19 protein-coding genes and 1 pseudogene are annotated in these 25,229 nt (G+C 61.1%); 14 read left to right on the plus strand and 6 right to left on the minus strand.

Features of this window, described 5'->3' with window-relative positions:
- Positions 1-5 precede the first annotated feature (5 nt).
- From NVV94_RS24470 to NVV94_RS24480, 3 genes are all read left to right on the plus strand, one after another.
- The gene (locus NVV94_RS24470; RefSeq protein WP_258444865.1) at positions 6-1,190 is read left to right on the plus strand and encodes an iron-containing alcohol dehydrogenase; all 1,185 of its coding nucleotides are present in this window, start codon (positions 6-8) and stop codon (positions 1,188-1,190) included.
- Positions 1,184-2,341 (plus strand): iron-containing alcohol dehydrogenase, encoded by a 1,158-nt coding sequence (locus NVV94_RS24475; protein ID WP_408733526.1) that lies wholly within the window; start codon positions 1,184-1,186, stop codon positions 2,339-2,341. The genes NVV94_RS24470 and NVV94_RS24475 overlap by 7 nt, the downstream gene beginning before the upstream one ends.
- 130 nt (positions 2,342-2,471) lie before the next feature.
- Complete coding sequence (locus NVV94_RS24480) at positions 2,472-3,746, plus strand: OprD family porin (protein ID WP_408733435.1); 1,275 nt, start codon at positions 2,472-2,474, stop codon at positions 3,744-3,746.
- An 84-nt stretch (positions 3,747-3,830) separates the two neighbouring features.
- Here the strand turns inward: NVV94_RS24480 and NVV94_RS24485 are convergent, their stop codons facing one another.
- Positions 3,831-4,715, minus strand: a complete 885-nt coding sequence (locus tag NVV94_RS24485) for a transposase (protein ID WP_258444867.1) — start codon at positions 4,713-4,715, stop codon at positions 3,831-3,833.
- 10 nt (positions 4,716-4,725) lie between these two features.
- Positions 4,726-5,943, minus strand: a pseudogene (locus NVV94_RS24490) (IS3 family transposase).
- Positions 5,944-6,492: 549 nt separating this feature from the next.
- On the opposite strand from NVV94_RS24490, the gene NVV94_RS24495 reads away from it, so the two are divergent.
- The gene (locus NVV94_RS24495; RefSeq protein ID WP_258444868.1) at positions 6,493-7,650 is read left to right on the plus strand and encodes a Fic family protein; all 1,158 of its coding nucleotides are present in this window, start codon (positions 6,493-6,495) and stop codon (positions 7,648-7,650) included.
- 6 nt (positions 7,651-7,656) lie between these two features.
- Positions 7,657-8,118 carry an Lrp/AsnC family transcriptional regulator gene (locus NVV94_RS24500; protein ID WP_258444869.1) on the plus strand — a complete coding sequence of 154 codons (462 nt, stop codon included), beginning with the start codon at positions 7,657-7,659 and terminating at the stop codon, positions 8,116-8,118.
- 396 nt (positions 8,119-8,514) lie between these two features.
- Here NVV94_RS24500 and NVV94_RS24505 read toward each other — a convergent pair whose 3' ends face one another.
- Positions 8,515-8,808: a DUF3077 domain-containing protein gene (locus NVV94_RS24505; RefSeq protein WP_258444870.1), complete on the minus strand. Its 294-nt coding sequence runs from the start codon at positions 8,806-8,808 to the stop codon at positions 8,515-8,517.
- A 494-nt stretch (positions 8,809-9,302) separates the two neighbouring features.
- Here NVV94_RS24505 and NVV94_RS24510 point away from each other — a divergent pair, with 494 nt between their 5' ends.
- From NVV94_RS24510 to NVV94_RS24550, 9 genes are all read left to right on the plus strand, one after another.
- Complete coding sequence (locus tag NVV94_RS24510; protein ID WP_258444871.1) at positions 9,303-10,985, plus strand: NAD(P)/FAD-dependent oxidoreductase; 1,683 nt, start codon at positions 9,303-9,305, stop codon at positions 10,983-10,985.
- A gap of 13 nt (positions 10,986-10,998) precedes the next feature.
- Positions 10,999-11,799 carry a carbon-nitrogen hydrolase family protein gene (locus NVV94_RS24515; protein WP_258444872.1) on the plus strand — a complete coding sequence of 267 codons (801 nt, stop codon included), beginning with the start codon at positions 10,999-11,001 and terminating at the stop codon, positions 11,797-11,799.
- 67 nt (positions 11,800-11,866) lie between these two features.
- The gene (gene pqqF / locus NVV94_RS24520) at positions 11,867-14,326 is read left to right on the plus strand and encodes a pyrroloquinoline quinone biosynthesis protein PqqF (protein ID WP_258447812.1); all 2,460 of its coding nucleotides are present in this window, start codon (positions 11,867-11,869) and stop codon (positions 14,324-14,326) included.
- 136 nt (positions 14,327-14,462) lie between these two features.
- Entirely contained in the window at positions 14,463-14,534 is a 72-nt protein-coding gene (pqqA, locus tag NVV94_RS24525; protein ID WP_008365141.1) for a pyrroloquinoline quinone precursor peptide PqqA, read from the plus strand.
- A gap of 74 nt (positions 14,535-14,608) precedes the next feature.
- On the plus strand, positions 14,609-15,520 hold the full coding sequence (pqqB, locus tag NVV94_RS24530; RefSeq protein WP_258444873.1) for a pyrroloquinoline quinone biosynthesis protein PqqB: 912 nt from the start codon (positions 14,609-14,611) through the stop codon (positions 15,518-15,520).
- Between the two features lie 8 nt (positions 15,521-15,528).
- Positions 15,529-16,284 carry a pyrroloquinoline-quinone synthase PqqC gene (gene pqqC / locus NVV94_RS24535; RefSeq protein ID WP_258444874.1) on the plus strand — a complete coding sequence of 252 codons (756 nt, stop codon included), beginning with the start codon at positions 15,529-15,531 and terminating at the stop codon, positions 16,282-16,284.
- Positions 16,281-16,556 (plus strand): pyrroloquinoline quinone biosynthesis peptide chaperone PqqD, encoded by a 276-nt coding sequence (gene pqqD, locus NVV94_RS24540; RefSeq protein ID WP_258444875.1) that lies wholly within the window; start codon positions 16,281-16,283, stop codon positions 16,554-16,556. The genes pqqC and pqqD overlap by 4 nt, the downstream gene beginning before the upstream one ends.
- A gap of 16 nt (positions 16,557-16,572) precedes the next feature.
- Positions 16,573-17,703: a pyrroloquinoline quinone biosynthesis protein PqqE gene (gene pqqE, locus NVV94_RS24545; protein WP_258447813.1), complete on the plus strand. Its 1,131-nt coding sequence runs from the start codon at positions 16,573-16,575 to the stop codon at positions 17,701-17,703.
- Positions 17,669-19,510, plus strand: a complete 1,842-nt coding sequence (locus tag NVV94_RS24550; protein ID WP_258447814.1) for a S9 family peptidase — start codon at positions 17,669-17,671, stop codon at positions 19,508-19,510. Before pqqE ends, NVV94_RS24550 begins: the two co-directional genes overlap by 35 nt.
- Positions 19,511-19,889: 379 nt before the next feature.
- Here NVV94_RS24550 and NVV94_RS24555 read toward each other — a convergent pair whose 3' ends face one another.
- The 3 genes from NVV94_RS24555 to NVV94_RS24565 form a co-directional block, all read right to left on the minus strand.
- A complete protein-coding gene (locus tag NVV94_RS24555; RefSeq protein ID WP_258444876.1) occupies positions 19,890-21,668 on the minus strand; it encodes an acyl-CoA dehydrogenase C-terminal domain-containing protein in 1,779 nt (592 codons plus the stop codon).
- Positions 21,669-21,797: 129 nt separating this feature from the next.
- Positions 21,798-23,087: a diguanylate cyclase gene (locus NVV94_RS24560; protein ID WP_258444877.1), complete on the minus strand. Its 1,290-nt coding sequence runs from the start codon at positions 23,085-23,087 to the stop codon at positions 21,798-21,800.
- 293 nt (positions 23,088-23,380) lie between these two features.
- Positions 23,381-25,186, minus strand: a complete 1,806-nt coding sequence (locus NVV94_RS24565; protein WP_258444878.1) for a phenylacyl-CoA dehydrogenase — start codon at positions 25,184-25,186, stop codon at positions 23,381-23,383.
- Positions 25,187-25,229: the final 43 nt, after the last annotated feature.

The raw sequence follows: 25,229 nt of genomic DNA on the forward strand, positions 1-25,229 counted from the left end.
ACGATATGTCGACATTTACCTTTGAAACCACCTCACGGGTGATCTGCGAAGTCGATGGCGCCTTGCGCCTGGGCGCCCTGTGTCGCGAGTTGAACGCCGAGCGGGTATTGCTGGTCAGCGACCCTGGCCTGTTGCGCGCAGGCCTGCTCGAGGCGCCGCTGCAAGCGCTGCGCGACAGCGGCGTGGAAGTCACGCTGTACAGCGACGTGCAGGCCGACCCGCCTGAAGCGTCGGTACAGGATGCGGTAGCGGCGGGGCACAACTGCCAGGCCCAGGCAGTCATCGGCCTGGGCGGCGGCAGTTCGCTGGACACCGCCAAGCTGGTTGCCCTGCTGTGCGGGCAAGAACAGGCACTGGCCGATATCTACGGCATCAATCTGGCCAAGGGCCCGCGACTGCCGTTGATCCAGGTCCCGACCACCGCCGGCACGGGTTCGGAAGTGACGGCAGTGGCCATCGTCACCACGCCCAGCCATGAGAAAAAGGGCGTGGTCAGCCCCTTGCTGTATCCCGACATCGCCTTGCTCGATGCACGCTTGACGGTAGGCCTGCCGGCCTCTGTGACCGCCATGACCGGCGTGGACGCCATGGTCCATGCCATCGAGGCTTACACCAGCGTGCACAAGAAGAATGTGCTGTCCGATGGCCTTGCCCTGCGGGCGCTGCGCCTGCTGGGCGGCAATCTCGATCGGGTGCTGGCCGTGCCGGGCGATCTGCAGGCGCGTTCGGACATGCTGCTCGGTTCGATGCTGGCGGGCATGGCGTTCGCCAATGCGCCGGTCGCAGCGGTGCACGCGCTGGCCTATCCGTTGGGTGGGCACTTCCACGTGCCCCATGGTTTGAGCAATGCCCTGGTGTTGGTACCGGTGCTCAACTTCAATCGCAGCGCGGCCGAGTCTCTGTACGCGCAATTGGCGCCGGCAGTGCTGCCCGGTCAACGTTTCACCCGCCAGGCAGAAGCCTGCGATGCCTTCATTGAGTTCATGACCCGCCTGGTCGAGCGCATGCCGTTTGCCCAGAGCCTCAATGAGGTCGGCGTGACCGAACAGAACCTCGACCGCCTCAGCGACGACGCGATGAAGGTCGAGCGACTGTTGATCAACAACCCGCGCCCGCTGCGTTGGCAGGATGCCCGGGACATTTACGCCTCGGTGCTGTTGGCCCGGCCCCGGTACAGGAGTCCATCATGAGTCATGAGTTCAGAAGCGTTCCCCGAATTCTTTGCCAGGCCGGCGCCTTGCAGGGTATCGGTCAGGTGTTTGCAGGTCTGGGGGCCCGGCGCGTGCTGTTGGTCTGCGACCCGGGCATCGTCAAACTCGGTTTCGCCGCCAAGGCGCAAGATGCGCTGGAGGCTGCAGGGTGCGTCGTCGCCGTGTTCGACCAGGTAGTTGCCGATCCGCCAGCCAGTGTGGTCAAGCAGGCGGTCAGGCAGGCTCGCGCCTTCGAGGCCGATGGGGTATTGGGATTGGGCGGCGGCAGTTCACTGGATGCGGCGAAGCTGGTGGCATTGCTGATCAACAGCGAGCAGCCGCTCGAGGAACTCTACGGCACCGACAAGGCTCACGGGCAGCGCACTGCGCTGGTGTTGATGCCAACCACGGCGGGCACCGGATCGGAGGTGACCTGGGTGTCGGTCATCACCGACGAGCAGCAACGCAAGCAGGCGGTCTATTCGCCGCAGTTGATGCCGGACGTGGCGGTTCTGGATCCGGAACTGACCCTGGGCCTGCCGGCCCAGGTCACGGCGGCGACCGGTCTGGACGCGATGGTCCATGCGATCGAGGCCTACACCAGCCGCACGCGCAAGAACCCGATCTCGGACGGCCTGGCCACTGCGGCATTGGGCTTGCTCGGCACCAACCTGCGCACGGTGCTGGCTGATGGCAGTGACGTGGCCGCACGTTCGGCGATGCTGCAGGGTTCATTGATGGCCGGCATGGCCTTCGTCAATGCTTCGGTGGCGGCGATCCACGCCTTGGCCTATCCGCTGGGGGCGCGCTTTCACATCCCCCATGGCCACGCCAATGCACTGGTGATGGCGCCAGTGATCCGCTTCAACCTGGCGGCGGCCCAGCGCCAATACGCCGAACTTGCGGCACACCTGTTGCCGGACATGCCGTTTGCAGACGAAGCGAGCGCAGCCGAAGCCTTCGTCCAGGCCATCGAGTCGCTGGTCAAGGACAGTGGCCTGGAAATGCGTCTGTCGAAACTGCATGTGGACGAAGCGGCGATCCCGGCAATGGCCACGGATGTGGTGGTGGGTATTGGCCGCCTGATCGACAGCAATCCCCGGGACATGACTGAGCAGGATGTAGAAGCCATCTACCGGGGCATCTTTTGACCGCTAGTCGCTGACGTCCCTGGACGGCGGTCGGGAGCGAATCGGCCGCCGTCATCCCCTTGTTTAAATGCGTCCGCAGCCGCGGAGGGGGGCGCTCATGCTTTTTTCATACAATCAGAGAATAAAAATAATGAAATTCGCAAAACCGCTGCACCGCTTTTTCCTGACCTCTTCACCCGCCGCTGCAACCAGCACCGTTGGGCTGATCCTGGGCTCTCTCGCCATGCCGGCCGTTGCAGACCCGGGCTTTATCGATGATGCAAAGGTCAGCCTCAACGCGCGCAACTTCTACATCAACCGTAACTTCGTCGACCCGGCCTACCCGCAAGGCAAGGCCGAGGAGTGGACGCAAAGCTTCATTCTCGATGCCAGGTCCGGCTTTACCCAGGGCGTCGTTGGCTTTGGCGTGGATGTGCTGGGCCTGTACTCGGTCAAGCTCGACGGCGGCCGGGGAACCGCCAATACGCAATTGCTGCCTGTGCATGACGATGGCCGCCCGGCCGACGATTTCGGACGGCTGGGTGTTGCGGTGAAGAGCAAAATATCCAGGACCGAACTGAAAGTCGGTGAATGGATGCCGGTGTTGCCGATCCTGCGCTCGGACGATGCCCGCTCGTTGCCGCAAACCTTCCGCGGCGGCCAGGTCACTTCCCAGGAGTTCACCGGGCTGACGCTCTACGGCGGTCAATTTCGTGAAAACAGCCCGCGTAACGACGCCAGCATGGAAGACATGAGTTTTGCCGGCGGCAAATCCGACCGCTTCAACTTCGTCGGTGGCGAATACCGCTTCAACCAGGACCGCACCCTGGTCGGCCTGTGGGGCGCCGAACTGCAGGACGTCTACCAGCAGCAATACGTGCAGTTGATGCACCGCCAGGCAGTCGGCGCGTGGAACTTGAGCGCCAACCTTGGCTACTTCCAGGGCAACGAAGACGGCCAGGCACGTGCCGGTGATTTGGACAACGACACCTGGTCCGGGTTTTTCTCGGCTGGCCTTGGGGCCCACACCTTGTCTGTCGGCTTGCAGAAAGTCAGCGGCGATAGTGGGTGGATGCGCGTCAACGGCACCGCCGGCGCCTCCCTGGCCAACGACAGCTTCAATGCCAGTTATGACAATGCCAGGGAGCGCTCATGGCAACTGCGCCATGACTACAACTTCGTCGGCCTGGGGATTCCCGGCCTGACCCTGATGAACCGCTACATCAGTGGTGACGAGGTCCATGTAGGGGGGATTACCGACGGCAAGGAATGGGGGCGCGAAAGCGAACTGGCGTATGTCATCCAGAGTGGCCCGTTCAAGAACCTGTCGATGAAGTGGCGCAACAGCACCTTGCGTCGTGACTTCAGCAGCCTTGAGTTCGACGAGAACCGCCTGATCTTCAACTACGCCTTTTCGGTGCTCTAAACCGCTGCCCCCCCTCGCGTGTGGTCTGCCAAGGCCTCATCGCTGGCAAGCCCCACAAGGACCGCGCAATACCTGTGGGAGATTCTATGTTTGGGGGGAAGCCCCAAAAACTGGATTTGGCTGATGTTCGCTCTGATTTTTCATCAGGGCGAATGCCACTCGTGCCAGCTTGCGAGCCAAGATGACCAGCACCTGGGTCGTCTTCAAGCCTCGTGCCAGATAGCGCTCGTAGAATGGCTTCCAGGTCTTTGATCGGCTAGCAGCCATCGCTGCGTTGTGCAGCAGACGCCGTATCTCTGAGTCACCTTTCTTGGTCAGCTTTCGGCGTCCGGTTACCTGCCCTGAATCAGAAACCCTCAAATCCATATCAAGAAAAGCAATGTAGGCATCACCGCTTTCGAAGTCACCGCGTTGAAATGCCATCGTTAGCGCGGTAGCCGTGAGAAAGCCTACCCCCTCTACAGCCTGGCAACGGTTGACCTGCTCCAGAAGACCGGCCTTCTTGACGACCTCCAGCAACTTCTTCTGAATGAGTAAGTCCAGCCGGCCCATTGCGGCTGCCTGGCGCTTGAATGCCGCCTTCAACAGCGGTTCGTCACCCCAGCTTTGAGTCAGGCTGACACGCGCCTGCACCAGTGTCGCTCGCCTGCGAAGCAGGCTCTGAAGCTTGATATAGACCTTCGACGGCGGATTCCATGGACGCAGCTCAGCCTCCTCGCTCTTCAAACAACGAGCCAATAAACGTGCGTCACTTGCGTCCGTTTTGGCCCGCCCGCCCACACCTTTACGATAGTTGCTCAGGCGGTAACCATCGATGACATAGACCTGATGCCCCATCGCATGAGCCAGCTCAACCGTATCCAGATGATAGATATTGGTGGCCTCAATGGCGATGGCACTGTTTGCAGGTAACGTTTGCAGCCACTTTTTGAGGGCCGGCTTTGGACTTGCCCCTGCAAAACCGGACACCAACTCCCCGTTAAATTGATGCCTCTACCAAGCGCCTGAACTCCCTCGGTGAGCGGTATTTCAGCGCGCTGTGCGGATGCTGTTCGTTGTAATGCTCGAAGGCAATCGCCAGGTTGCGTAGCGCCGTTTCCCGATCCGGCTTGGGCATATGCGCCACGTAATCACGCTTGATCGTCTTCACGAAGCTCTCAGCCATGCCATTGCTCTGCGGGCTGCGTACTGGCGTGGTCACTGGCTGCAAACCGATCTGGCGAGCAAACAGGCGTGTCTGTTCCGCGGTGTACGCCGAGCCGTTATCGCTCAACCACTGCACCGGCTTTGTCGGCAACTGATCGCCAAAGCGCTTCTCCACGCTTTCCAGCATCAGGTCGCGAATATCGTCCCCGCTGTAGCCTGTCGGGCTGGCAACCCAGCCGATGGCTTCGCGGTCGCAGCAGTCCAGCGCAAAGGTCACGCTCAGCTTTGCGCCGTCCTCACAGCGGAACTCAAACCCGTCCGAACACCAGCGGGTATCGCTTGTCTCTACCGCCACGCGACCTTCGTGCCGACGCGGCACACCAGGCTGCTTGATCCGGCGCTCCAGCAGCAGATTGTGGTCTCGCATGACCCGATAAATCCGCTTCACATTGACCGCGGGCTGCAACTTGGCTTCGCGTTCGCGGCGCAGTAAACCCCATACCCGTCGATAGCCATAGCTAGGCAGCTCGCTGACCTGCTGCTGGATTTCGGCGATCAGATCAGCATCGTCCAGCGGTCTACTTCGCCGCACTCTGGGCGATGTGGATTGCTTGATTCGAACCGTTAATTGCGAGCGCGCCACACCGAGACATTTACTGACCAGTTTCACTGGTCGTCCCCCGGCAACAAGGGTGAGTGCGCAATCCATTTTCGCGAGCGGGCGATCTCCACGGCCTCTTTGAGGATTTCCGCTTCCATCGTTTTCTTGCCCAGCATCCGTTGCAGTTCGCGGATCTGCTTGAGCGCATCGCTCAACTCGGACGCAGGCACCACCGCCTCGCCGGCACTGACCGCCGACAGGCTGCCATCCTGGTAAAGCTTGCGCCAGGAACAGTTGGTTGGCGTTGATGCCGTTGCGCCTGGCGACCACGGACACGCTCTGGCCGGGCTCCAGGCTCTCGCGAACCATGGCCAGCTTTTGCTCGACGCTCCAGCGGCGACGCCGCTCCTGGCCGAGGATTTCCACATTCTTATATTTGCTATAAGTCATAAACACAGTCGTTTGCCTAGTAGGCGACGGATGCTTCAAGGTCTTTGATGCGCTGGACAAGAAATTCTTGGTCGTCCATGTGCCTCCCGCGGCATCTAATGCCTGAATTAAGACGAGCCGCGAAGCGGCTTCGGCTTGAATTGTTAGGCGGCGCCTTTGGAACCGCCATTGCCTGTTTGACGAGCATAGCTGACCGTGAGGATTTCCCACACGTAACCATCAGGCTCGTTCCAGTAGACTGTAGCCTCCTGGGCGGTTGGGTGGTGGTTCAAGACCCTTAATAGGCACAATAGACACTAAAATCGCTGTTCCACCCGCAAACCCGCTGTAAGCCGCGTATATATGCACCAAAGTAAGGGATTGTAAATCCCTTGGTCGCAGGTTCGAGTCCTGCTGGGCCCACCACCTTCAAAAAGCCGCGCATATGCGCGGCTTTTTGCGTTCTGGAAAGCCCTCATCATCTGGACACTGAGCCGAATAGGTGAGTTAATCGGCTCATCTGGTGAGCCGATTAACTCACCTATTCGGCTCATTCCGATCTGGAGCCCCATGAACGAACACCTGCACTGGATCTGGCAGCAGCCGGATTGGCCGCATTTCACCTGGCAGACACAAGCGCTCGCACCGCTGCTGCGTGCCTGCGCTCAAGCGCAAGGGCGCCTGCAGGGGATGGCCGGCGCCGTGGACAATGACTCCAGCGCCCAGAGTGAGCTGGATGCCCTGCTACAGAACATCGTCACCTCTTCGGCCATTGAAGGCGAGCGACTCAATGTCGGTTCGGTACGCTCCTCACTGGCGCTCCGCCTTGGCATAGCCACCGATCAAAAGGTCAGCCCACGCAGTGAAGGCCTGGCCGAACTGATGCTCGATGCAACGCAGCAGCATGAGCAGCCGCTCAGCCTGGAGCGCTTGCTGCACTGGCACGGCTTGCTGTTTCCGGAGGACAATAACCCGCTGGCTCCGCGTATCCGTGTTGCCGCCTTGCGTGGCGATGAACCGATGCAGGTAGTCTCCGGGAGACTGGACCGGCCCAGGGTGCATTTCGAGGCACCACCTCGCGAGGGGCTCGAGCAGCAAATGCAGGCTTTTATTCAGTGGTTCAATCACAGCCGCAATGATGCTGGCCTTGATCCATTGCTGCGGGCAGGAGTCGCGCACTTCTGGTTCGTCACGCTGCACCCTTTCGAAGACGGTAACGGCCGCCTGACTCGTGCGCTGACAGACCTGGCCCTGGCCCAGGGCGAGCACCAGACCATTCGTTTCTACGCCATGAGCGCCAGCATTCTTGAAGACCGGGCGGGTTATTACCGGATCCTTGAAAACAGCCAAAAAGCTGAACTGGATATCACTGCGTGGTTGCAGTGGTTCCTGCAGACCTTGTTGTCCAGCCTGGAGATGGCGTTGGCCCGTATCGACCGCGTACTGAACAAGGCGCGATTCTGGCAATTGCATCGAGAACAAGAGTTGTCGGTGGAACAATTGAAAGTGCTCAATCGTTTGCTCGATGGTGGCGACAACGGCTTCGCCGACGGCATCAGTGCCGCCCAGTACCAAGCCGTCGCGAAAGTCAGCAAGGCCACCGCCACTCGCCACTTGGCGGACCTGTTGGAAAAACACTGCCTCTACCGCTTACCCGGTGCGGGACGGAGCACCCGCTATCAGATCAACTGGCCAGCGCCTGCGCAGCCGCTCCCTTCTCACGAGTGACCTTCAATGCCCGAGACACGCCTTACCGCCCTTGACGAAATCGATCGCCAGCTCATTGCCGCTCTGCAAATCAACGCCCGCGAGAGCGTGGCCATGCTCGCGCGGCAGCTGGGCATTGCCCGCACCACAGTCACCTCGCGCCTGGCGCGGTTGGAGAAAGCCAAAGTCATCACCGGCTATGGCGTGCGGCTGGGCCAGCGCGTGGTGGATGGCGGGTTGCAGGCTTATGTCGGCATCACCGTGCAGCCGCGTTCGGGCAAGGAAGTGCTGCGCCGGTTGAGCGCCATGGCGCAGGTGCAGCAACTGTGTGCGGTGAGTGGCGAGTTCGATTACGTAGCGTGGTTGCGCACCGATTCGCCGGAGCAGCTGGATCAGTTGCTGGATCAGATTGGCAGTGTCGATGGGGTGGAGAAGACCACCACCTCGATCATTCTCAGCAGCAAGATCGACCGCGGCCAGCCGGTTTAACTCCCCCTCACCCTCGCTCCCACTCTGCGTGGGAACGAGAGTGTGTTGTTTTTATCGATACTTTCAGAAACCAAAGCACAATGGAGAGATTGAGGTCCTGTGGATAAGCTCGCCGATTGAGACCTAAATCGCCGCGAGGACGCATTATGGAACGGGACATTTATTCTGAATTGGTCGAAGGCCTGGCAGCACTGGCTGACGAGCGCGAAAGCAGGAGTACTTTGCGTACACACAAAGATCCACTCAACGATCTGCCTGGTGTGACATCCAGAGCAACGCCGAATCCAGTCCAACGTTCAAGCAATGGCACCGATTCGACTGACGCAAATATCCCTTGAAATGACTCTCCCCCCTCATTCCCACGCTCCCGCGGGGGGAATGAGGGGGGAGGTGGTGCTAGGCCTTTACGCTATCTAGCAAAGCTTCGATCAGCGCCCGCGCCGACTCCACGCTTTGAATGATCGTCAATGCCAGGGCCTTGTCGTTGAGCTCGAGGTGCTCGGCGGTATCCCAACCGGTAGCTTCTGCGCAGTTGAGCAGCATTACCACGTGCTCTAAAGCGTCTTCGACGGGGATGCCTTCGCGGACGGTGAAGAAGGGGCGGTTGGTGCTATCCAGCGGGCCGAAGGCTTTTTCGGCGGTGTGGGTGATGGTGCGGTCTTGGGGTGGATCGGGGGTGATCTTTAACATGGTGAAGCTCCTTGATTGGCGGAGCTGCCACCTCCCGCTGTCAAACAGGAATGGGTGGCAACTGTACGCGGGTTGACAGACCGGGAATCAAGGGACCCGGCGCACACGAGTGTGCCCCACGCACAGCTGCCATAAAACGAAACGGCAGACACAAAAAAAGCGTCTGCTGATCGGATACGGACGCTTGTGCGCCTTGATTTGATACGGTCTGTCAAAACCGGTCGCTGAATTGGCAGCGACATTGGAAGGGTACCGGCATGATTCGGTTGGTGCAACCGCAGCAGGCGAGCGCTACGCACTCGATCGCGGGCAAGCCCGCGATGAGGCCGGAACAATACTACACTCTGACAACAAACCTCGTCACATCGAACAAAAAAACATCGATATGACGACACTCTGCGTCTTATTTACGTGCGACCTCCTCCCTAAAATGGCAACCACACTTTTCCTATACTCAGGCGTAGCCCCCGCGCTTCAGCCCAGCAAGGTCAGCCATGAACAAGAAGAATCGCCACCCCGTAGACGGCAAGAAACCTATCACCATTTTCGGCCCGGACTTTCCCTTCGCCTTTGACGACTGGATCGAGCATCCGGCTGGCTTGGGTGTAATCCCGGCTGAAAATCATGGTGCCGAAGTGGCGATTGTCGGTGCAGGTATCGCCGGCCTGGTGGCGGCCTACGAGCTGATGAAGCTGGGTCTCAAGCCAGTGGTCTACGAGGCCTCGAAGATGGGCGGCCGGCTGCGTTCGCAAGCGTTCAACGGCGCCGAAGGCATCATCGCCGAGCTGGGCGGGATGCGCTTCCCAGTATCCTCCACGGCCTTCTACCACTACGTAGACAAACTGGGCCTGGAAACCAAGCCGTTCCCCAACCCGCTGACCGTTGCCTCTGGCAGTACCGTCATCGACCTGGAAGGCCAGACTTACTACGCGCAAAAACTGGCCGACTTGCCCAAGCTGTTCCAGGAAGTCGCCGATGCCTGGGCCGACGCCCTTGAAGACGGCGCCCAGTTCAAAGATATCCAGCAGGCGATCCGCGACCGTGACGTGCCGCGCCTCAAAGAGCTGTGGAACACCCTGGTACCGCTGTGGGACGACCGCACCTTCTACGATTTCGTCGCCACCTCCAAGGCCTTCGCCAAGCTCTCCTTCCACCATCGCGAAGTGTTCGGCCAGGTCGGTTTCGGCACTGGCGGCTGGGATTCGGACTTCCCCAACTCGATGCTGGAAATCTTCCGAGTGGTGATGACCAACTGCGACGACCATCAACATCTGGTCGTCGGCGGCGTCGAACAGGTGCCGCTGGGCATCTGGCGCCACGTACCCGAGCGTTGCGCGCACTGGCCCGAAGGTACCAGCCTGTCCTCCTTGCACAACGGTGCACCGCGTGCCGGCGTCAAACGCATCGCCCGCGCTGCAGACGGCCGGTTCGCAGTGACCGACAATTGGGGCGACACCCGTCACTACGCCGCGGTGCTGACCACCTGCCAGAGCTGGCTGCTGACCACCCAGATCGAGTGCGAGGAATCCTTGTTCTCGCAGAAGATGTGGATGGCCCTGGACCGCACCCGCTACATGCAGTCGTCGAAAACTTTCGTCATGGTCGACCGTCCGTTCTGGAAGGACAAGGACCCGCAAACCGGTCGCGACCTGATGAGCATGACCCTGACCGATCGCCTGACCCGTGGCACCTACCTGTTCGACAACGGCGACGACAAGCCGGGCGTGATCTGCCTGTCGTACTCGTGGATGAGCGATGCGCTGAAAATGCTGCCGCAACCGGTCGAGAAGCGCGTCAAGCTGGCCCTCGATGCCCTGAAGAAGATTTACCCGAACGTGGACATCGCCAGCCGCATCATCGGCGACCCGATCACCGTGTCCTGGGAAGCCGACCCGCACTTCCTCGGTGCCTTCAAGGGCGCATTGCCTGGCCACTACCGCTACAACCAGCGCATGTATGCGCACTTCGTGCAAAAGGACATGCCCGCCGAACAGCGCGGCATCTTCATCGCCGGCGACGATGTGTCATGGACGCCGGCATGGGTCGAAGGCGCAGTACAAACGTCGCTCAACGCTGTGTGGGGTATCATGAATCACTTCGGCGGCCACTCTCACGCTGAGAACCCTGGCCCTGGCGATGTGTTCGATGAGCTCGGCCCCATTGCCCTGGCGGACTGACAGGAGAATCGCAATGCGCATTGCCCTGTTCCAATGTGCCTCTCAACCGCTGGATGTGCGCGGCAACCTCGACCGACTGCGCACACAAGCGCATGAGGCGGAGCTCGATGGTGTCCAATTGCTGGTATGCCCGGAGATGTTCCTGACCGGCTACAACATTGGTACCGATGCTGTGACACAGCTGGCCGAGGCCGTCGACGGCCCCTCGGCCATGGAAGTGGTCGAGATCGCGCAAAAATGCAAGCTGGCTATTGTCTATGGCTATCCCGAGCGCAGCGAAGACGGGCAGATCTACAACGCCGTGCAGTTGATCGACGCCCAAGGCAAGAGCCGGTGCAACTATCGCAAGACGCACCTGTTCGGTCGTCTGGACCATTCCATGTTCGTGCCAGGCCCCGGACATTTTCCGGTGGTGGAATTGAACGGCTGGCAAGTCGGCATGCTGATCTGCTACGACCTGGAGTTCCCGGAAAACGCCCGGCGCCTGGCCCTGGCCGGTGCCGAGCTGATTGTGGTGCCGACCGCCAACATGGTCCCCTACGACTTCATTGCCCAGGTAACCGTGCGCGCTCGCGCCTATGAGAACCAGTGCTATGTGGCGTATGCCAACTACTGCTCGAATGAAGACTTCATTCACTATTGCGGGCAGAGCAGTATCGTGGCGCCCGATGGTAGCGTGCATGCCCTCGCCGAACTCGACGAGGAGCGAATAGCCACGACCCTCGACCGCCAGCTGATGGTCGACACCCGGGCCGATAACTATTACCTGCAAAACCGCCGCCCTGAGTTGTACGGTGACCTGAGCAAAGTCTGAAGCCTGGACCGGCTTTATCCGCTAGCATGACGGCTTGATTCCCATTGAGATGGGCTTGAAAGCCGTCATGCCTGCGCCAACGCCTCATCCTGTCGAACACTGCACCCTGAACAATGGGCTGCGCGTCAGCCTGCGCAGCACCCCGCATCTCAAGCGTTGCGCGGCCTCCCTGCGCGTCGCTGCGGGCAGTCATGATGTACCGCTGGCCTGGCCTGGGTTGGCGCACTTTCTCGAACATCTGTTTTTTCTCGGCACTGAGCGCTTTCCTGCCGAAGACGGTTTGATGCGCTATGTGCAGCGCCATGGCGGACAGCTCAACGCCACGACCCGCGAGCGCACCACCGATTTCTTTTTCGAAGCCCCGACAGGGGCGTTTGCCGGTGGCCTTGAGCGCTTGTGCGACATGCTGACGGCGCCGCGCATGGCGGTCGACGAGCAACTGCGCGAGCGCGAAGTGCTGCATGCCGAGTTCATCGCCTGGTCGCGCGATGCCACGGCGCAGCGGCAGTTCAGGTTGTATCAGGGATTGTCGGCAGCACACCCCTTGCGCGCGTTTCACGCCGGCAACCGCTATACCCTGCCGATACCCAGCGCACACTTTCAGCGGGCCCTGCGAGGGTTCTACGAGCGCTTCTACCAGGCCGGGCAGATGACCTTGAGCATCACCGGGCCGCAGCCCATCGCCGAGCTGAAAACCCTGGCAAAAGCCTTCGGCCTGCAACTGGCCAAAGGCCGGCAAGTGGCCCGGGCAGCGCCGCCCAAATTGCTTGGAGAGCCGTCCGCGAACTGCCCGATGCAGCAGGATCGTCAACTCGACTTGCTGTTCGCCTGCGAGGCGCTGCCTGCCCCTGCGCTGGCTGCGATCGAGTTTCTCGGCACTTGGCTGAGCGATCCCCAGCCCGGCGGTTTGCTCGCAGCGCTGCGCGCCGGCGGCTGGCTGGAGCAATTGCGTTTCAAGCCGCTCTACCACTTTGCCGGGCAAGCGTTGCTGCACGTCGAATTCCAGCTCAGCGCAGCGGGTGCCGACGCCCCTGAGGCGGTCAGCGGTTTGTTCTTCGACTGGCTGGATTTTTTCCGACAGGCCAACTGGCAAGGCTTGTTGACTGAATATGCCCTGCTGCAACAACGGCGCATGGCCGTCGGCAGCGCCCTGGAACTGGCGCGCCACGACAGCGAACACTTTGGCAGCGAAACCGGGCACGCCTTCCCCGCGCCTGCTGTTGCGGCGCTACACCGGCTACTGGAGTGCCTGGTGCCCAAGCTGTGTCTATCGCCGCAATCGCCATCGAAAGTGGCCCCTGACAGCGCCTGGCAATTACCCGCACCCAACCCTTTTCTACGACCCGCGCCGGCCACACCGGCAACCAGGTCATGCCCTGCTGCCATGGTGTTCAGTACGGCGCTGCCTGCCATGCGCGATACCGGCGCGGTGTACCTGCGCTGGCAGCTGCGCTCATCCGTTCGCAACAGCCTGTGGCAAGTACTCGAGCAGAGCTTGCGCAACCTGACAGATCGCGCTCGCCAGGCCGGCGTTGAACTGAGCTTCAGCAGGTGCGCAGGGTTCTGGCAACTCAAGTGCATCGGCATTCAAGAGCCAATCGCGGCAATTATCGAACAGGCCATCGGGTGTTTGATTGCGCCGCCAGCCGAACACTGGCAGGCCTATGCCCAGCCAGCCCGGGAAGCGCCGTTACTGCCCATCCGGCAGTTGCTCAAGGAGTTGCCGGAACACTGGCTCGGCCAATATGAAGCGGTGGCCGAATGCCCTGACCCCGCTCAGGCGCTCGAGGACTTGAGCCAGTTGTGGGCCGGCGCGCAGTGGCAGGGGCTGGCGACCGGTTTTTCGGCGCTCAATCGCGCTCGCTTGCAAGCGGCCCTCACCCACCTGCCCGGTCGCCCTGGCACTGCTGATCCTTGCCCGGCACTTGCACAACGACGCTGGAGCCAGTTGCCCCTCAATGCCACCGAGCAAGCTCTGCTGCTGTTCTGCCCGGCACCCGGGCGCAATCTTGCCGAACAGGCCATCTGGCGTCTGTTGGCACACCTCTGCCAGGGCCCGTTTTACCAGCGTCTGCGGGTCGAGCTGCAGCTGGGTTATGCGGTCTTCAGCGGTTTTCGTCAGGTGCACGGCCAGGCAGGCTTACTGTTCGGCGTGCAGTCGCCACACGCCACGCACAAGGAGATCGTCGAGCACATCCGCACCTTCATGGGCGAACTCCCGCGACACCTGGCCGAACTGGCCCCGGCTACCCTGGATGCGCAACGTCAGACCCTGGCAGCGCAGTTCGACGAGCCCGCCATGGCCAATGCCGAGATTGCCGAATGGGCCTGGCAGTCGCAGTTGGCCCATTCGTCGGGCAGCCTGGCGCAACTGCAACAGGCAATCCTTGCTGTAGGGTCCGACGCACTGCAGCAAGCGGCGCAGCAACTGGAGCAGGCGCATCATGGCTGGCTGGCCCTGGCCAACGGCACCCAGCCGGACGACCGCTGGCACGTTGCAAAACGATCATTACCGGGACTGCAATGAGCTTTCTTGCAGATCCCGGTCTATCAAATGTCGTAAACTTAGTAACATAACGACATGCTCACTTGAACATCTTCGCTCACAGATGTACTAAATGTGTAGTTTTCACCCCCTTGAGCAACCCCAAAGGAGTACTCCCATGTGGACCAAACCTGCATACACTGATCTGCGTATAGGCTTTGAAGTGACGATGTACTTCGCAAGTCGCTGAGTTTTCTTGCCGTCGTACAACGCCCCGCTCAGCCGGGGCGTTTTTATTTTCAGGCGCCGCACGATGGAGTTGCCATGTACATCCAGATTCTAGGTTCCGCCGCCGGTGGTGGATTTCCGCAGTGGAACTGCAACTGCGTCAACTGCAAGGGCTTTCGTGACGGTAGCCTGCGCGCCCAGGCGCGAACCCAGTCCTCGATCGCCTTGTCCGATGACGGCGTGCACTGGGTGCTGTGCAATGCCTCGCCAGACATTCGCGCCCAGCTGCAAGGTTTCGCCCCGATGCAACCGGCACGGGCCCTGCGCGATACCGGCATCGATGCCATCATCCTGCTGGACAGCCAGATCGACCATACCACCGGGTTGCTCAGCCTGCGCGAAGGCTGCCCGCACCAGGTCTGGTGTACGGACATGGTCCATCAGGACCTGAGCACCGGCTTCCCCCTGTTCACCATGCTCAGCCACTGGAACGGCGGGCTGAACTGGAACCGCATCGAGCTCGAAGGCAGCTTTGTGATTCCGGCCTGCCCGAACCTGCGCTTCACCCCTTTCCCGCTGCGCAGCGCCGCACCGCCCTACTCGCCGCACCGTTTCGACCCGCACCCGGGCGACAACCTCGGACTGGTCGTCGAAGACCTGCAAACCAGCGGCAAGCTGTTCTATGCCCCTGGCCTGGGCAAAGTGGACGATGCCCTGCTCGAAAAAATGGCCGAGGCCGATTGCCTGCTGGTCGATGGCACCCTGTGGGACGATGACGAAATGCAGCGCCGTGGCGTCGGCACCCGCACCGGCCGCGAAATGGGACACCTGGCCCAGAACGGCGCGGGCGGCATGCTCGAAGTGCTGGATGGGTTGGCCAAACCACGCAAGGTGCTCATCCATATCAACAACACCAATCCGATCCTCGACGAAGACTCCCCGGAGCGCGCCGAGTTGGACCGCCGCGGCGTCGAAGTGGCCTTCGACGGCATGAGCATCGAGTTGTAGGAGCCGACATGAGCGACGCCAAACCGCTGTCCCCCGCAGAATTCGAACAGGCCTTGCGCGCCAAGGGTGCGTATTACCATATCTACCATCCCTACCATGTGGCGATGTACGAAGGCCGGGCTACCCGCGAGCAGATCCAGGGCTGGGTCGCCAATCGCTTCTACTATCAGGTGAACATTCCCCTCAAGGACGCTGCGATCCTGGCCAATTGCCCGGACCGGGAAATCCGCCGCGAGTGGATTCAGCGCCTGCTCGATCACGATGGCGCCCCAGGCGAAGACGGCGGTATCGAAGCCTGGCTGCGCCTGGGCCAGGCCGTCGGACTGGACCCCGACCAGCTACGCTCCCAGGAGCTGGTGCTGCCCGGTGTACGTTTTGCGGTGGATGCCTACGTCAACTTCGCCCGTCGCGCCAGTTGGCAAGAGGCCGCCAGCAGCTCGCTGACCGAGCTGTTTGCGCCGCAGATCCACCAGTCGCGACTGGACAGCTGGCCGCAGCATTACCCTTGGATCGACCCCGCCGGCTACGAGTACTTCCGCACGCGCCTGGGTCAGGCACGGCGTGATGTCGAGCACGGCCTGGCGATTACCCTGCAGCACTACACAACGCTGGAAGGCCAGCAGCGCATGCTGGAAATTCTCCAGTTCAAACTGGACATTCTTTGGAGCATGCTCGATGCCATGAGCATGGCCTATGAACTGAACCGCCCGCCCTATCACAGCGTAACCAGCGAGCGGGTCTGGCATAAGGGGATCGCCCTATGAGTTTCGATCGTCAACTGACACCGCACTGGCGGCAAGGCTACCGCTTCCAGTACGAACCGGCGCAAAAAGGCCATGTGCTGCTCTACCCCGAAGGCATGATCAAGCTCAATGAAAGTGCCAGTGCCATCGGTGGCCTGATCGATGGCTCACGCAACGTCGCGGCGATCATTGCAGAGCTGGGCAAGCAATTCCCCGGCGTGCCCGAGCTCGGTGACGACATCGAGCAATTCATGGAGGTCGCCCGTGCGCAGCACTGGATCGAACTTGCCTGATTCAACCACCGCACAGCTGCCGCCCAGGCCCGAGGTCGGCCTGCCGCTGTGGCTGCTCGCCGAGCTGACGTATCGCTGCCCGCTGCAGTGCCCGTACTGCTCCAATCCGCTGGATTTTGCCCAGCAGGGTCAGGAGCTGAGCACTGAGCAGTGGATAAAGGTCTTTCGCGAAGCGCGCGAGATGGGGGCGGCGCAACTGGGCTTCTCCGGCGGCGAGCCGCTGGTGCGCCAGGACCTCGTCGAATTGATCGCCGAGGCTCGCCGGCTGGGCTACTACACCAACCTGATCACGTCCGGCATCGGCCTGACCGAGCAAAAAATCAGCGACTTCAAGCAAGCCGGGCTGGACCACATCCAGATCAGCTTCCAGGCCAGCGACGAACAGGTCAACAACCTGCTGGCCGGCTCGAAAAAGGCTTTCGCGCAAAAACTGGAAATGGCCCGGGCGGTCAAGGCGCACGGTTACCCCATGGTGCTGAATTTCGTCACCCACCGGCACAACATCGACAAGATCGACCGCATCATCGAGCTGTGTATTGCCCTGGAAGCCGACTTTGTCGAACTTGCCACCTGCCAGTTCTACGGCTGGGCACAACTGAACCGGGTCGGCCTGCTGCCCACCCGCGACCAACTGGTGCGCGCCGAACGCATCACCAATGAATACCGCGCCAAACTGGAAGCCGAAGGCAATCCCTGCAAGCTGATTTTCGTTACCCCGGACTACTACGAAGAACGCCCCAAAGCCTGCATGAACGGCTGGGGCAGCATCTTTCTGACCGTGACGCCGGACGGCACTGCCCTGCCCTGCCATGGTGCCCGACAGATGCCGGTGCAATTTCCCAATGTGCGCGATCACAGCATGCAACACATCTGGTACGACTCCTTCGGTTTCAACCGCTATCGTGGTTATGACTGGATGCCCGAGCCCTGCCGTTCCTGCGACGAAAAAGAGAAGGACTTCGGCGGTTGCCGCTGTCAGGCCTTCATGTTGACCGGCGATGCCAGCAATGCCGACCCGGTGTGCAGCAAATCAGCGGACCACGGGATCATTTTGCAGGCCCGCGAAGACGCCGAGCATGCAACCCAAACCATCGAACAACTGGCCTTTCGAAATGAACGGAACTCACGCCTCATCGCCAAAAGCTGAACGATTCAGCGCTGCCCAGGCAGTTGCCGCCGGCACCGACTTCGCCGAATTGCAGGTCGGCCATGGCGGGCTGTTCTGGAATGAATTCCGCCCCCAGGATGCCGCGTGCCGCCTCTGGCGATGGCAAAACGGCGAGGCCCGCTGCCTGACCCCTGATGGCTTCAGCGCGCGGAGCCGGGTCTATGAATACGGCGGGGGCTCATTTTGCCTGAGCGACTCGGGGCTGGTTTTCGTCAACGAGGCCGATCAGCAGTTGTACACTCAGGCGCTCGATGGAAGCCCGCCGCAGGCGCTGACCCGAGGCAGCCGACGCTATGGCGACTTGCGCCATGCCGCCGACCAGATCCTGGCGGTCGAGGAAACCCATGGCCAGGACCGGGTCGAACACCGGCTGGTTGGCGTGAAACTGGCCGATGGCCGGCGGGAAGTGTTGGCCGAGGGCGCCGACTTCTACGCCGCACCCACTCTCAGCCGGGATGGCTCACGACTGGCCTGGATCGAATGGAGCCGGCCCGATCAACCCTGGACGGCCACCCGCCTGCTCTGCGCGAAACGCCGGGACGATGGCCAATGGGGCGAACCGCGCTGCGTTGCGGGCAAAGGCATCACCGAAGAATCGCTGCAACAACCGCGCTTCGATGAGCAGGGCAACCTGTACTGCCTGTCGGACCGTAACGGCTTCTGGCAGCCCTGGGGCGAAACGCCGACCGGCTGGGCAGCACTGCCAGCCGCCGCGGCCGACCATGCCGCAGCCCCTTGGCAACTGGGTGCCAGCACCTGGCTGCCTTTGGACGAACACACCTATCTTGCGACCTGGTTCGAGAATGGCTTCAGCCGACTGGGCATCAGGCACAGCGGCGGCTCGCTGGAAGATTTCAGCGCAAACTACAGCCGCTTCCGTAGCCTGGGCCTGGACGACGACCACCTCTATGCCATTGCCGCTTCCGCGGTCAGCCCGGCGGCGATCATCGCGATCAAGCGCAAGGACCATCAAGTCCAGGTGCTGGCAGGGGGTGAGTTGCCCCTGCCCGCCGAACACATCAGCCGTCCGCAATCCCTGCATTATCCCAGTGGCGACGGTCACGCCCATGGGTTCTTCTACCCGGCCATGAATGGCCAGGGCAAATCGCCGCTGGTGGTTTTCATCCACGGTGGGCCGACATCAGCCTGCTACCCGGTCTTCGACCCGCGCATCCAGTACTGGACCCAGCGCGGCTTCGCCGTCGCCGACCTCAATTACCGTGGCAGCAGCGGCTATGGCCGAGCCTACCGGCAGGCGCTGCACCTGCGTTGGGGCGTAGTGGATGTGCAAGACGCCTGCGCGGTGGTGGCGCACCTGGCCGGACAAGGCTGGATCGACCCGAATCAAGCCTTTATTCGCGGCGGCAGCGCCGGCGGCTACACGACCCTTTGCGCATTGGCCTTCGAGAACGTCTTCCGCGCCGGCGCCAGCTTGTATGGTGTCAGCGATCCGCTTGCCCTGACCCGGTCGACCCACAAATTCGAAGGCGACTACCTGGACTGGCTGATCGGCGACCCCGAGCGCGATGCCGAACGCTATCGTGCCCGCACGCCCTTGCTGCATGCAGCGAACATCCGGGTGCCGGTGATTTTCTTCCAGGGCGAGCTGGACGCCGTGGTCGTGCCGGAACAAACCCGCTCCATGCTGACGGCTCTGCAAGCCAATGGTCTTCCCGCGCAAGGGTATTTCTACCCCGAAGAGCGCCATGGCTTTCGCAAGGCAGCCAACCTTGCCCATGCGCTCGAACACGAATGGCAGTTCTATCGAAAGGTGCTTGAGGGATAACGCCTCACAGCGCCAACCCGAGATATGGCGCCGTTCGCCAAGCCGCTGCCGCCAGGCTCGGTGGAGCTGCTGCGCAATTTGTTGGAGGATGTGATCGAGCCCCGTCACGCAAGCGTTTCGCCATTGGACGTGTTGAGCTGAGGCTTGCCACAAAAAACGCGCGCAAAAGAAAAACCCCGCCGAAGCGGGGCTTTGCAGACTGTTTCCCTGACATCCTTATCTGCTCGCCATCCTGGCGGCAATCCTGCGTGTCCGTGTTCTTGCTCTGCGCTTCCTGCGCTACGTCCATGTGAAGTAGATTAGCTGTGGATCCAATCTTGCGATAGGGGCGGAAAAGCATCACGCCATGTAAGTAAATGCTTACATGACGCACTCAGCCTCAGAACTGCTCGGCGTCGAGCAGGTACAGCGACTCGCTACCGGCCTTGACCGACGCCGTGAGCGAGTGGATACGCGGCAGCAGACGGGCGAAATAGAAGCGAGCGGTGCCGATCTTGCTGGCGTAGAAATCGTCCTGGCCTTCCTTGCCCATGGCCGCCTTGGCCATCAACACCCACATGTAGGCATAGGCTGTGTAACCGAATACCTGCAGGTATTCCACCGAAGCGGCGCCAATTTCATGTGGGTTGGTTTTGGCGCGATCCAGTACCCAGGCGGTCAACTCATCAAGGTTGTCCAGGGCCGCGTTCAACGGTTTGACGAACTCGGCGAGGCTGGCGTCGGCGGTGGCCGTGAAGTGGCGGATTTCGTCGGCGAACAACTGGTAGAACGCACCACCGGTGCCCACCACCTTGCGCCCGATCAGGTCCAGCGCCTGAATGCCGTTGGTGCCCTCGTAGATCTGGGTGATGCGCACGTCACGCACCAGTTGCTCCTGACCCCACTCGCGAATATAGCCATGGCCACCGAACACCTGCTGACCGTGCACGGTGGCTTCCAGGCCCAGGTCGGTGAGGAAGGCCTTGGCCACCGGCGTCAGCAGCGCCACCAGCTCCTCGGCGCGTTTGCGCGCGGCCGGGTCTTCGCTGAACTTGGCCGTATCGAGCTGCATGGCCACGTAGGTCGAAAACGCACGACTGCCTTCGTTGCAGGCTTTCATGGTCAGCAACATGCGGCGCACATCCGGGTGCACGATGATCGGGTCGGCGACCTTGTCCTTGGCTTGCGGGCCGGTCGGCGAACGGCTTTGCAGGCGATCGCGGGCGTACTCGATGGCGTTCTGGTAGGAACGCTCGCCGCACGCCAGGCCCTGGATGCCGACACCCAGGCGCTCGTAGTTCATCATGGTGAACATGGCCGCCAGGCCCTTGTTCGGTTCGCCGACCAGATAGCCGACCGCCTCATCGAAGTTCATCACGCAGGTGGACGACGCCAGGATGCCCATCTTGTGTTCGATCGAACCGCAGTTGGCCGGGTTGCGCTCACCCAGGCTGCCGTCGGCATTGACCAGGAACTTCGGCACCAGGAACAGCGAAATGCCTTTCGGCCCGGCCGGTGCGTCGGGCAGCTTGGCCAGCACCAGGTGGATGATGTTTTCGGTCAGGTCGTGCTCGCCACCGGTGATGAAGATCTTGGTGCCGCTGACTTTACAGGAGCCATCGGCCTGCGGTTCGGCGCGAGTGCGGATGATGCCCAGGTCCGTACCGGCGTGCGGTTCGGTCAGGCACATGGACCCGGCCCAGACGCCGGCATACATGTTCGGCAGGTAAGCCGCCTTCAACTCGTCGCTGGCGTGGGCGTTGATCGACAGGCAGGCACCGGCCGTCAGCATCGGATACAGGCCGAAGGCCAGGCTTGAGGAGTTGACCATTTCTTCGACTTGCGCCGAAACGACCTTTGGCATACCCATGCCGCCGTACACCTGATCACCGCCAACACCGACCCAGCCACCTTCGGCGTAGGTCTGGTAGGCCTCGGGAAAACCTGCTGGGGTGGTGACGACACCTGCGTCCCAACGGCAACCCTCTTCATCGCCGCTGCGGCTCAGCGGAGCAATGCTTTTGCTGGTGACCTTGCCCGCCTCTTCGAGAATGGCATCAACGGTATCGACATCGACCGTGTCTGCCAGCCCGGGCAGTTGCGCCCAGAGGTTGGCAACCTCGAAAACTTCATTGAGGACGAAGCGCATATCGCGCAGGGGCGCTTTGTAGTCAGCCATGGCAACCTCTCACAGGACAAGGTCCAAGCAGGACCAATTAACAAAGGCCCAGCTTAACTCAAGAACACGCGAGAGACATAGGGTCGCTTAGTGACCACTCATCAAAAATTAGTCACATCATTCTGACGCTCAATGGGCAGCCGGCGCACGTACGGCACCACGACGATTCTGCCCGAAAGGCATTACACAATTACGCCCTGCACCCTTGGCACTATAGAGCGCCTGATCCGCCGATTTGAGCACTTGTTCAGGCGAACGGTGCTCAGCCAGGCGCTCGGCAACGCCGATACTTATAGTTACCGACACGCTGCCAGCACCCGCCGCACCCCGGCGCTGGCGCCCTTGCTGATCATCGTGAGGGCGACTTTCCTGATTGCGCAGCTGGATGTTGTAAGTGGCGATGGCCTCGCGGATGGCCTCCAGGTGTGGCAGGCATTCCTCCAGCGTCCTGGCGGCGAACACCAACGCAAACTCCTCGCCACCGTAACGGTAGGCCCGCCCGCCCCCGGTGACCTTCGACAGCTTGCTGGCCACCAGCCGCAGCACCTGATCGCCGACATCGTGACCATGGGTATCATTGAATTTCTTGAAATGATCGACGTCGGTCATCGCCAACACATAGTTGCGCCCCAACCGCTGCATGCGCTCGTTCAGCGCACGGCGTCCCGGCAAGCCCGTCAGCTCGTCACGAAACGCCATCTGGTATGCCTCGTGGGATACCGCAGCGGCGATCATCAACATCACCTGGCTGCACATGATGTTCAGCGTGAACGGCAAGGTGAACGTCCTGGGCAACATCCAGAAAAGCCCGATCAACCCGATCACTTGCGCAGCGTGCAAAGGGCGAGGATTCCGCAGGTATTGCACCACCAGCAGGACAAAAGCGGCCAGAAATACGGGATAGGCCAGTTGTATCAAACTCATCCATTGCCCATGCAAGGCAGGCCAGCGGATCACTGCCAGCCAGCCGAGCAAGGACTGCGAGAAACTCTGCTCCAGCCCCAGCACGACGCCGCCGACCGCCACCAGCACGGCAAAGCGCGCGACCATATCCTGGAACAGGTGAGTGCGTTCCTGCCACACCGCGAACAGGCCGAACATCAGCGGCAGCAACAGACAGCACAGGTGAAACACTACCGCCGCGTCGTCACGTACCTTGCCATAGTCCCGGTAATAGTCGGTCTGGGTATCGAGCAGGTAATAGGCAATGTAGACGGTGACCATCAGAAACAATTCGCGCTGACGTCGGTACACGACGCAGTAGGCACCGCCGAGCAGCAGGACCAGGGTTGGCAGGACATTGAACAGGGAAGTGAAGAAGACATTGAGGTCTTTCACGTAGGCAGCCGCAAGCCCCGCGAACAACAAGAGTAACGACGGCAGGAAATGACTGAAACGCACAGCTGATAAGCGCGGCAAGGGCAAAGTCCCGGAAACCAATAGATGGCATTGTGCCTTCATCTTATCGGCAGCAGATTACGGTTTGTTAGCCCCTGTTCATGAAGATTTACGCAGAAAGCCGATCGCACACTCATGTAGCCGCTGCCGCAGGCTGCGCTGAGGTCCGGCAGGACCTCCCAGCGACCTTGAGATCTTGCGCCCGCTTTGCGGTCGAGCGCAGCCTGCGGCAGCGGCTACATGGTTTGCTGGTGTCCACAAAACAAAAAGCCGCCTGCCCGTGAGGGCAGACGGCTTGAGGTTCAGCCCGTGACTCAGTAAGCCAGGCCGAAGTGCTCTTCGTTCATGTCCATCAGGTTATTGGCGCCCGACAGCATGGTTGCAACGTGAGTGCGCGTACGCGGCAGGATGCGCTGGAAGTAGAAGCGCGCGGTCTGCAGTTTAGCGGTGTAGAACGCTTCCTCGGTCGTTCCGGCAGCCAGTTTCTCGGCAGCCAGGCGCGCCATGTCGGCCCAGAAGTAAGCCAGGCAGGCATAACCAGAGTACATCAGGTAATCCACGGAAGCTGCACCGACTTCTTCGCGATCTTTCATGGCGGCCATACCAACCTTCATGGTCAGCTCGCCCCACTCTTTGTTCAGCGCAGCCAGCGGTTCGACGAACTCTTTGACCGCTTCGTTGCCTTCGTTGTTCTGGCAGAACTTGTGGACGATCCTGGTGAAGCCTTTCAGAGCCTCGCCTTGGGTCATCAGCACTTTACGGCCGAGCAGGTCCAGCGCCTGGATACCGGTGGTGCCTTCGTACAGCATGGAAATGCGGCTGTCACGAACGTTCTGCTCCATGCCCCACTCGGCGATGAAGCCGTGGCCGCCGTAGATTTGCACACCGTGGTTAGCCGACTCGAAGCCAACCTCAGTCATGAACGCCTTGGCGATCGGAGTCAGGAATGCCAACAGGGCATCGGCCTGTTTCCTGGCCGCTTCATCCTGGCTGTACTTGACGATGTCGACTTGCTTGGCAGTGAAGTAGACCATGGCGCGGTTGCCTTCGGCGAACGCTTTCATGGTCAGCAACATGCGGCGCACGTCAGGGTGCACGATGATCGGGTCAGCAGCCTTTTCCGGCGCTTTCGGGCCAGTCAGGGAACGCATTTGCAGACGATCTCGAGCGTATTTCAAGCCGCCCTGGAAGGCGACTTCGGCGTGGGCCAGGCCTTGCAGCGCAGTGCCCAGGCGTGCAGTGTTCATGAAGGTGAACATGCAGTTCAGGCCTTTGTTCGCCGGGCCGATCAGGAAACCAGTGGCCGCGTCGAAGTTCATCACGCAAGTCGCGTTACCGTGGATACCCATCTTGTGTTCCAGGGACCCGCAGCTTACGCCGTTGCGCTCACCGACAGTGCCATCGGCATTGGGCAGGAACTTCGGAACGATAAACAACGAAATGCCTTTGGTGCCGGCAGGCGCGTCGGGCAGGCGTGCCAGAACGATATGGACGATGTTGCCGGCCATGTCGTGTTCGCCGGCCGAGATGAAGATCTTGGTGCCGGTTACTTTGTAGGAGCCGTCGGCTTGCGGTTCGGCCTTGGTGCGCAGCATGCCCAGGTCAGTACCGCAGTGCGGCTCGGTCAGGCACATGGTGCCGGTCCACTCACCCGAAACCAGCTTGGTCAGATAAGTCGCTTGCTGCTCATGGGTGCCGTGCTCGGAGATGGTGTTCATCGCGCCGTGGGACAGGCCAGGGTACATGCCCCAGGACCAGTTCGACTCGCCGACCATTTCGCTGATCGCCAGGCCCAGGGATTCCGGCAGGCCTTGGCCGCCGTGTTCGGCATTGTGGGCCAGGCTTGGCCAGCCGCCTTCGACGAATTGATTGTAGGCTTCCTTGAAGCCGGTAGGGGTTTTCACGCCCGACTCGCTCCAGGTGCAACCTTCCAGGTCACCCACGCGGTTCAGCGGAGCCAGGACCTGTTCACAAAACTTGGCGCCTTCTTCAAGAATGGCATCAACCATATCCTTCGTTGCGTCCTGGCAAGCCGGCAGGCTCTGATAGTGCGCTTCGTAGCCGAGCATCTCGTCACGTACGAAACGAATATCACGCAAGGGGGCCTTGTATTCAGGCATAGCGATAAACCTCTGCTGATGAATCCTGGATGGAGTGACCGCG

Source organism: Pseudomonas sp. LS1212, from assembly GCF_024741815.1.
GTDB lineage: Bacteria > Pseudomonadota > Gammaproteobacteria > Pseudomonadales > Pseudomonadaceae > Aquipseudomonas.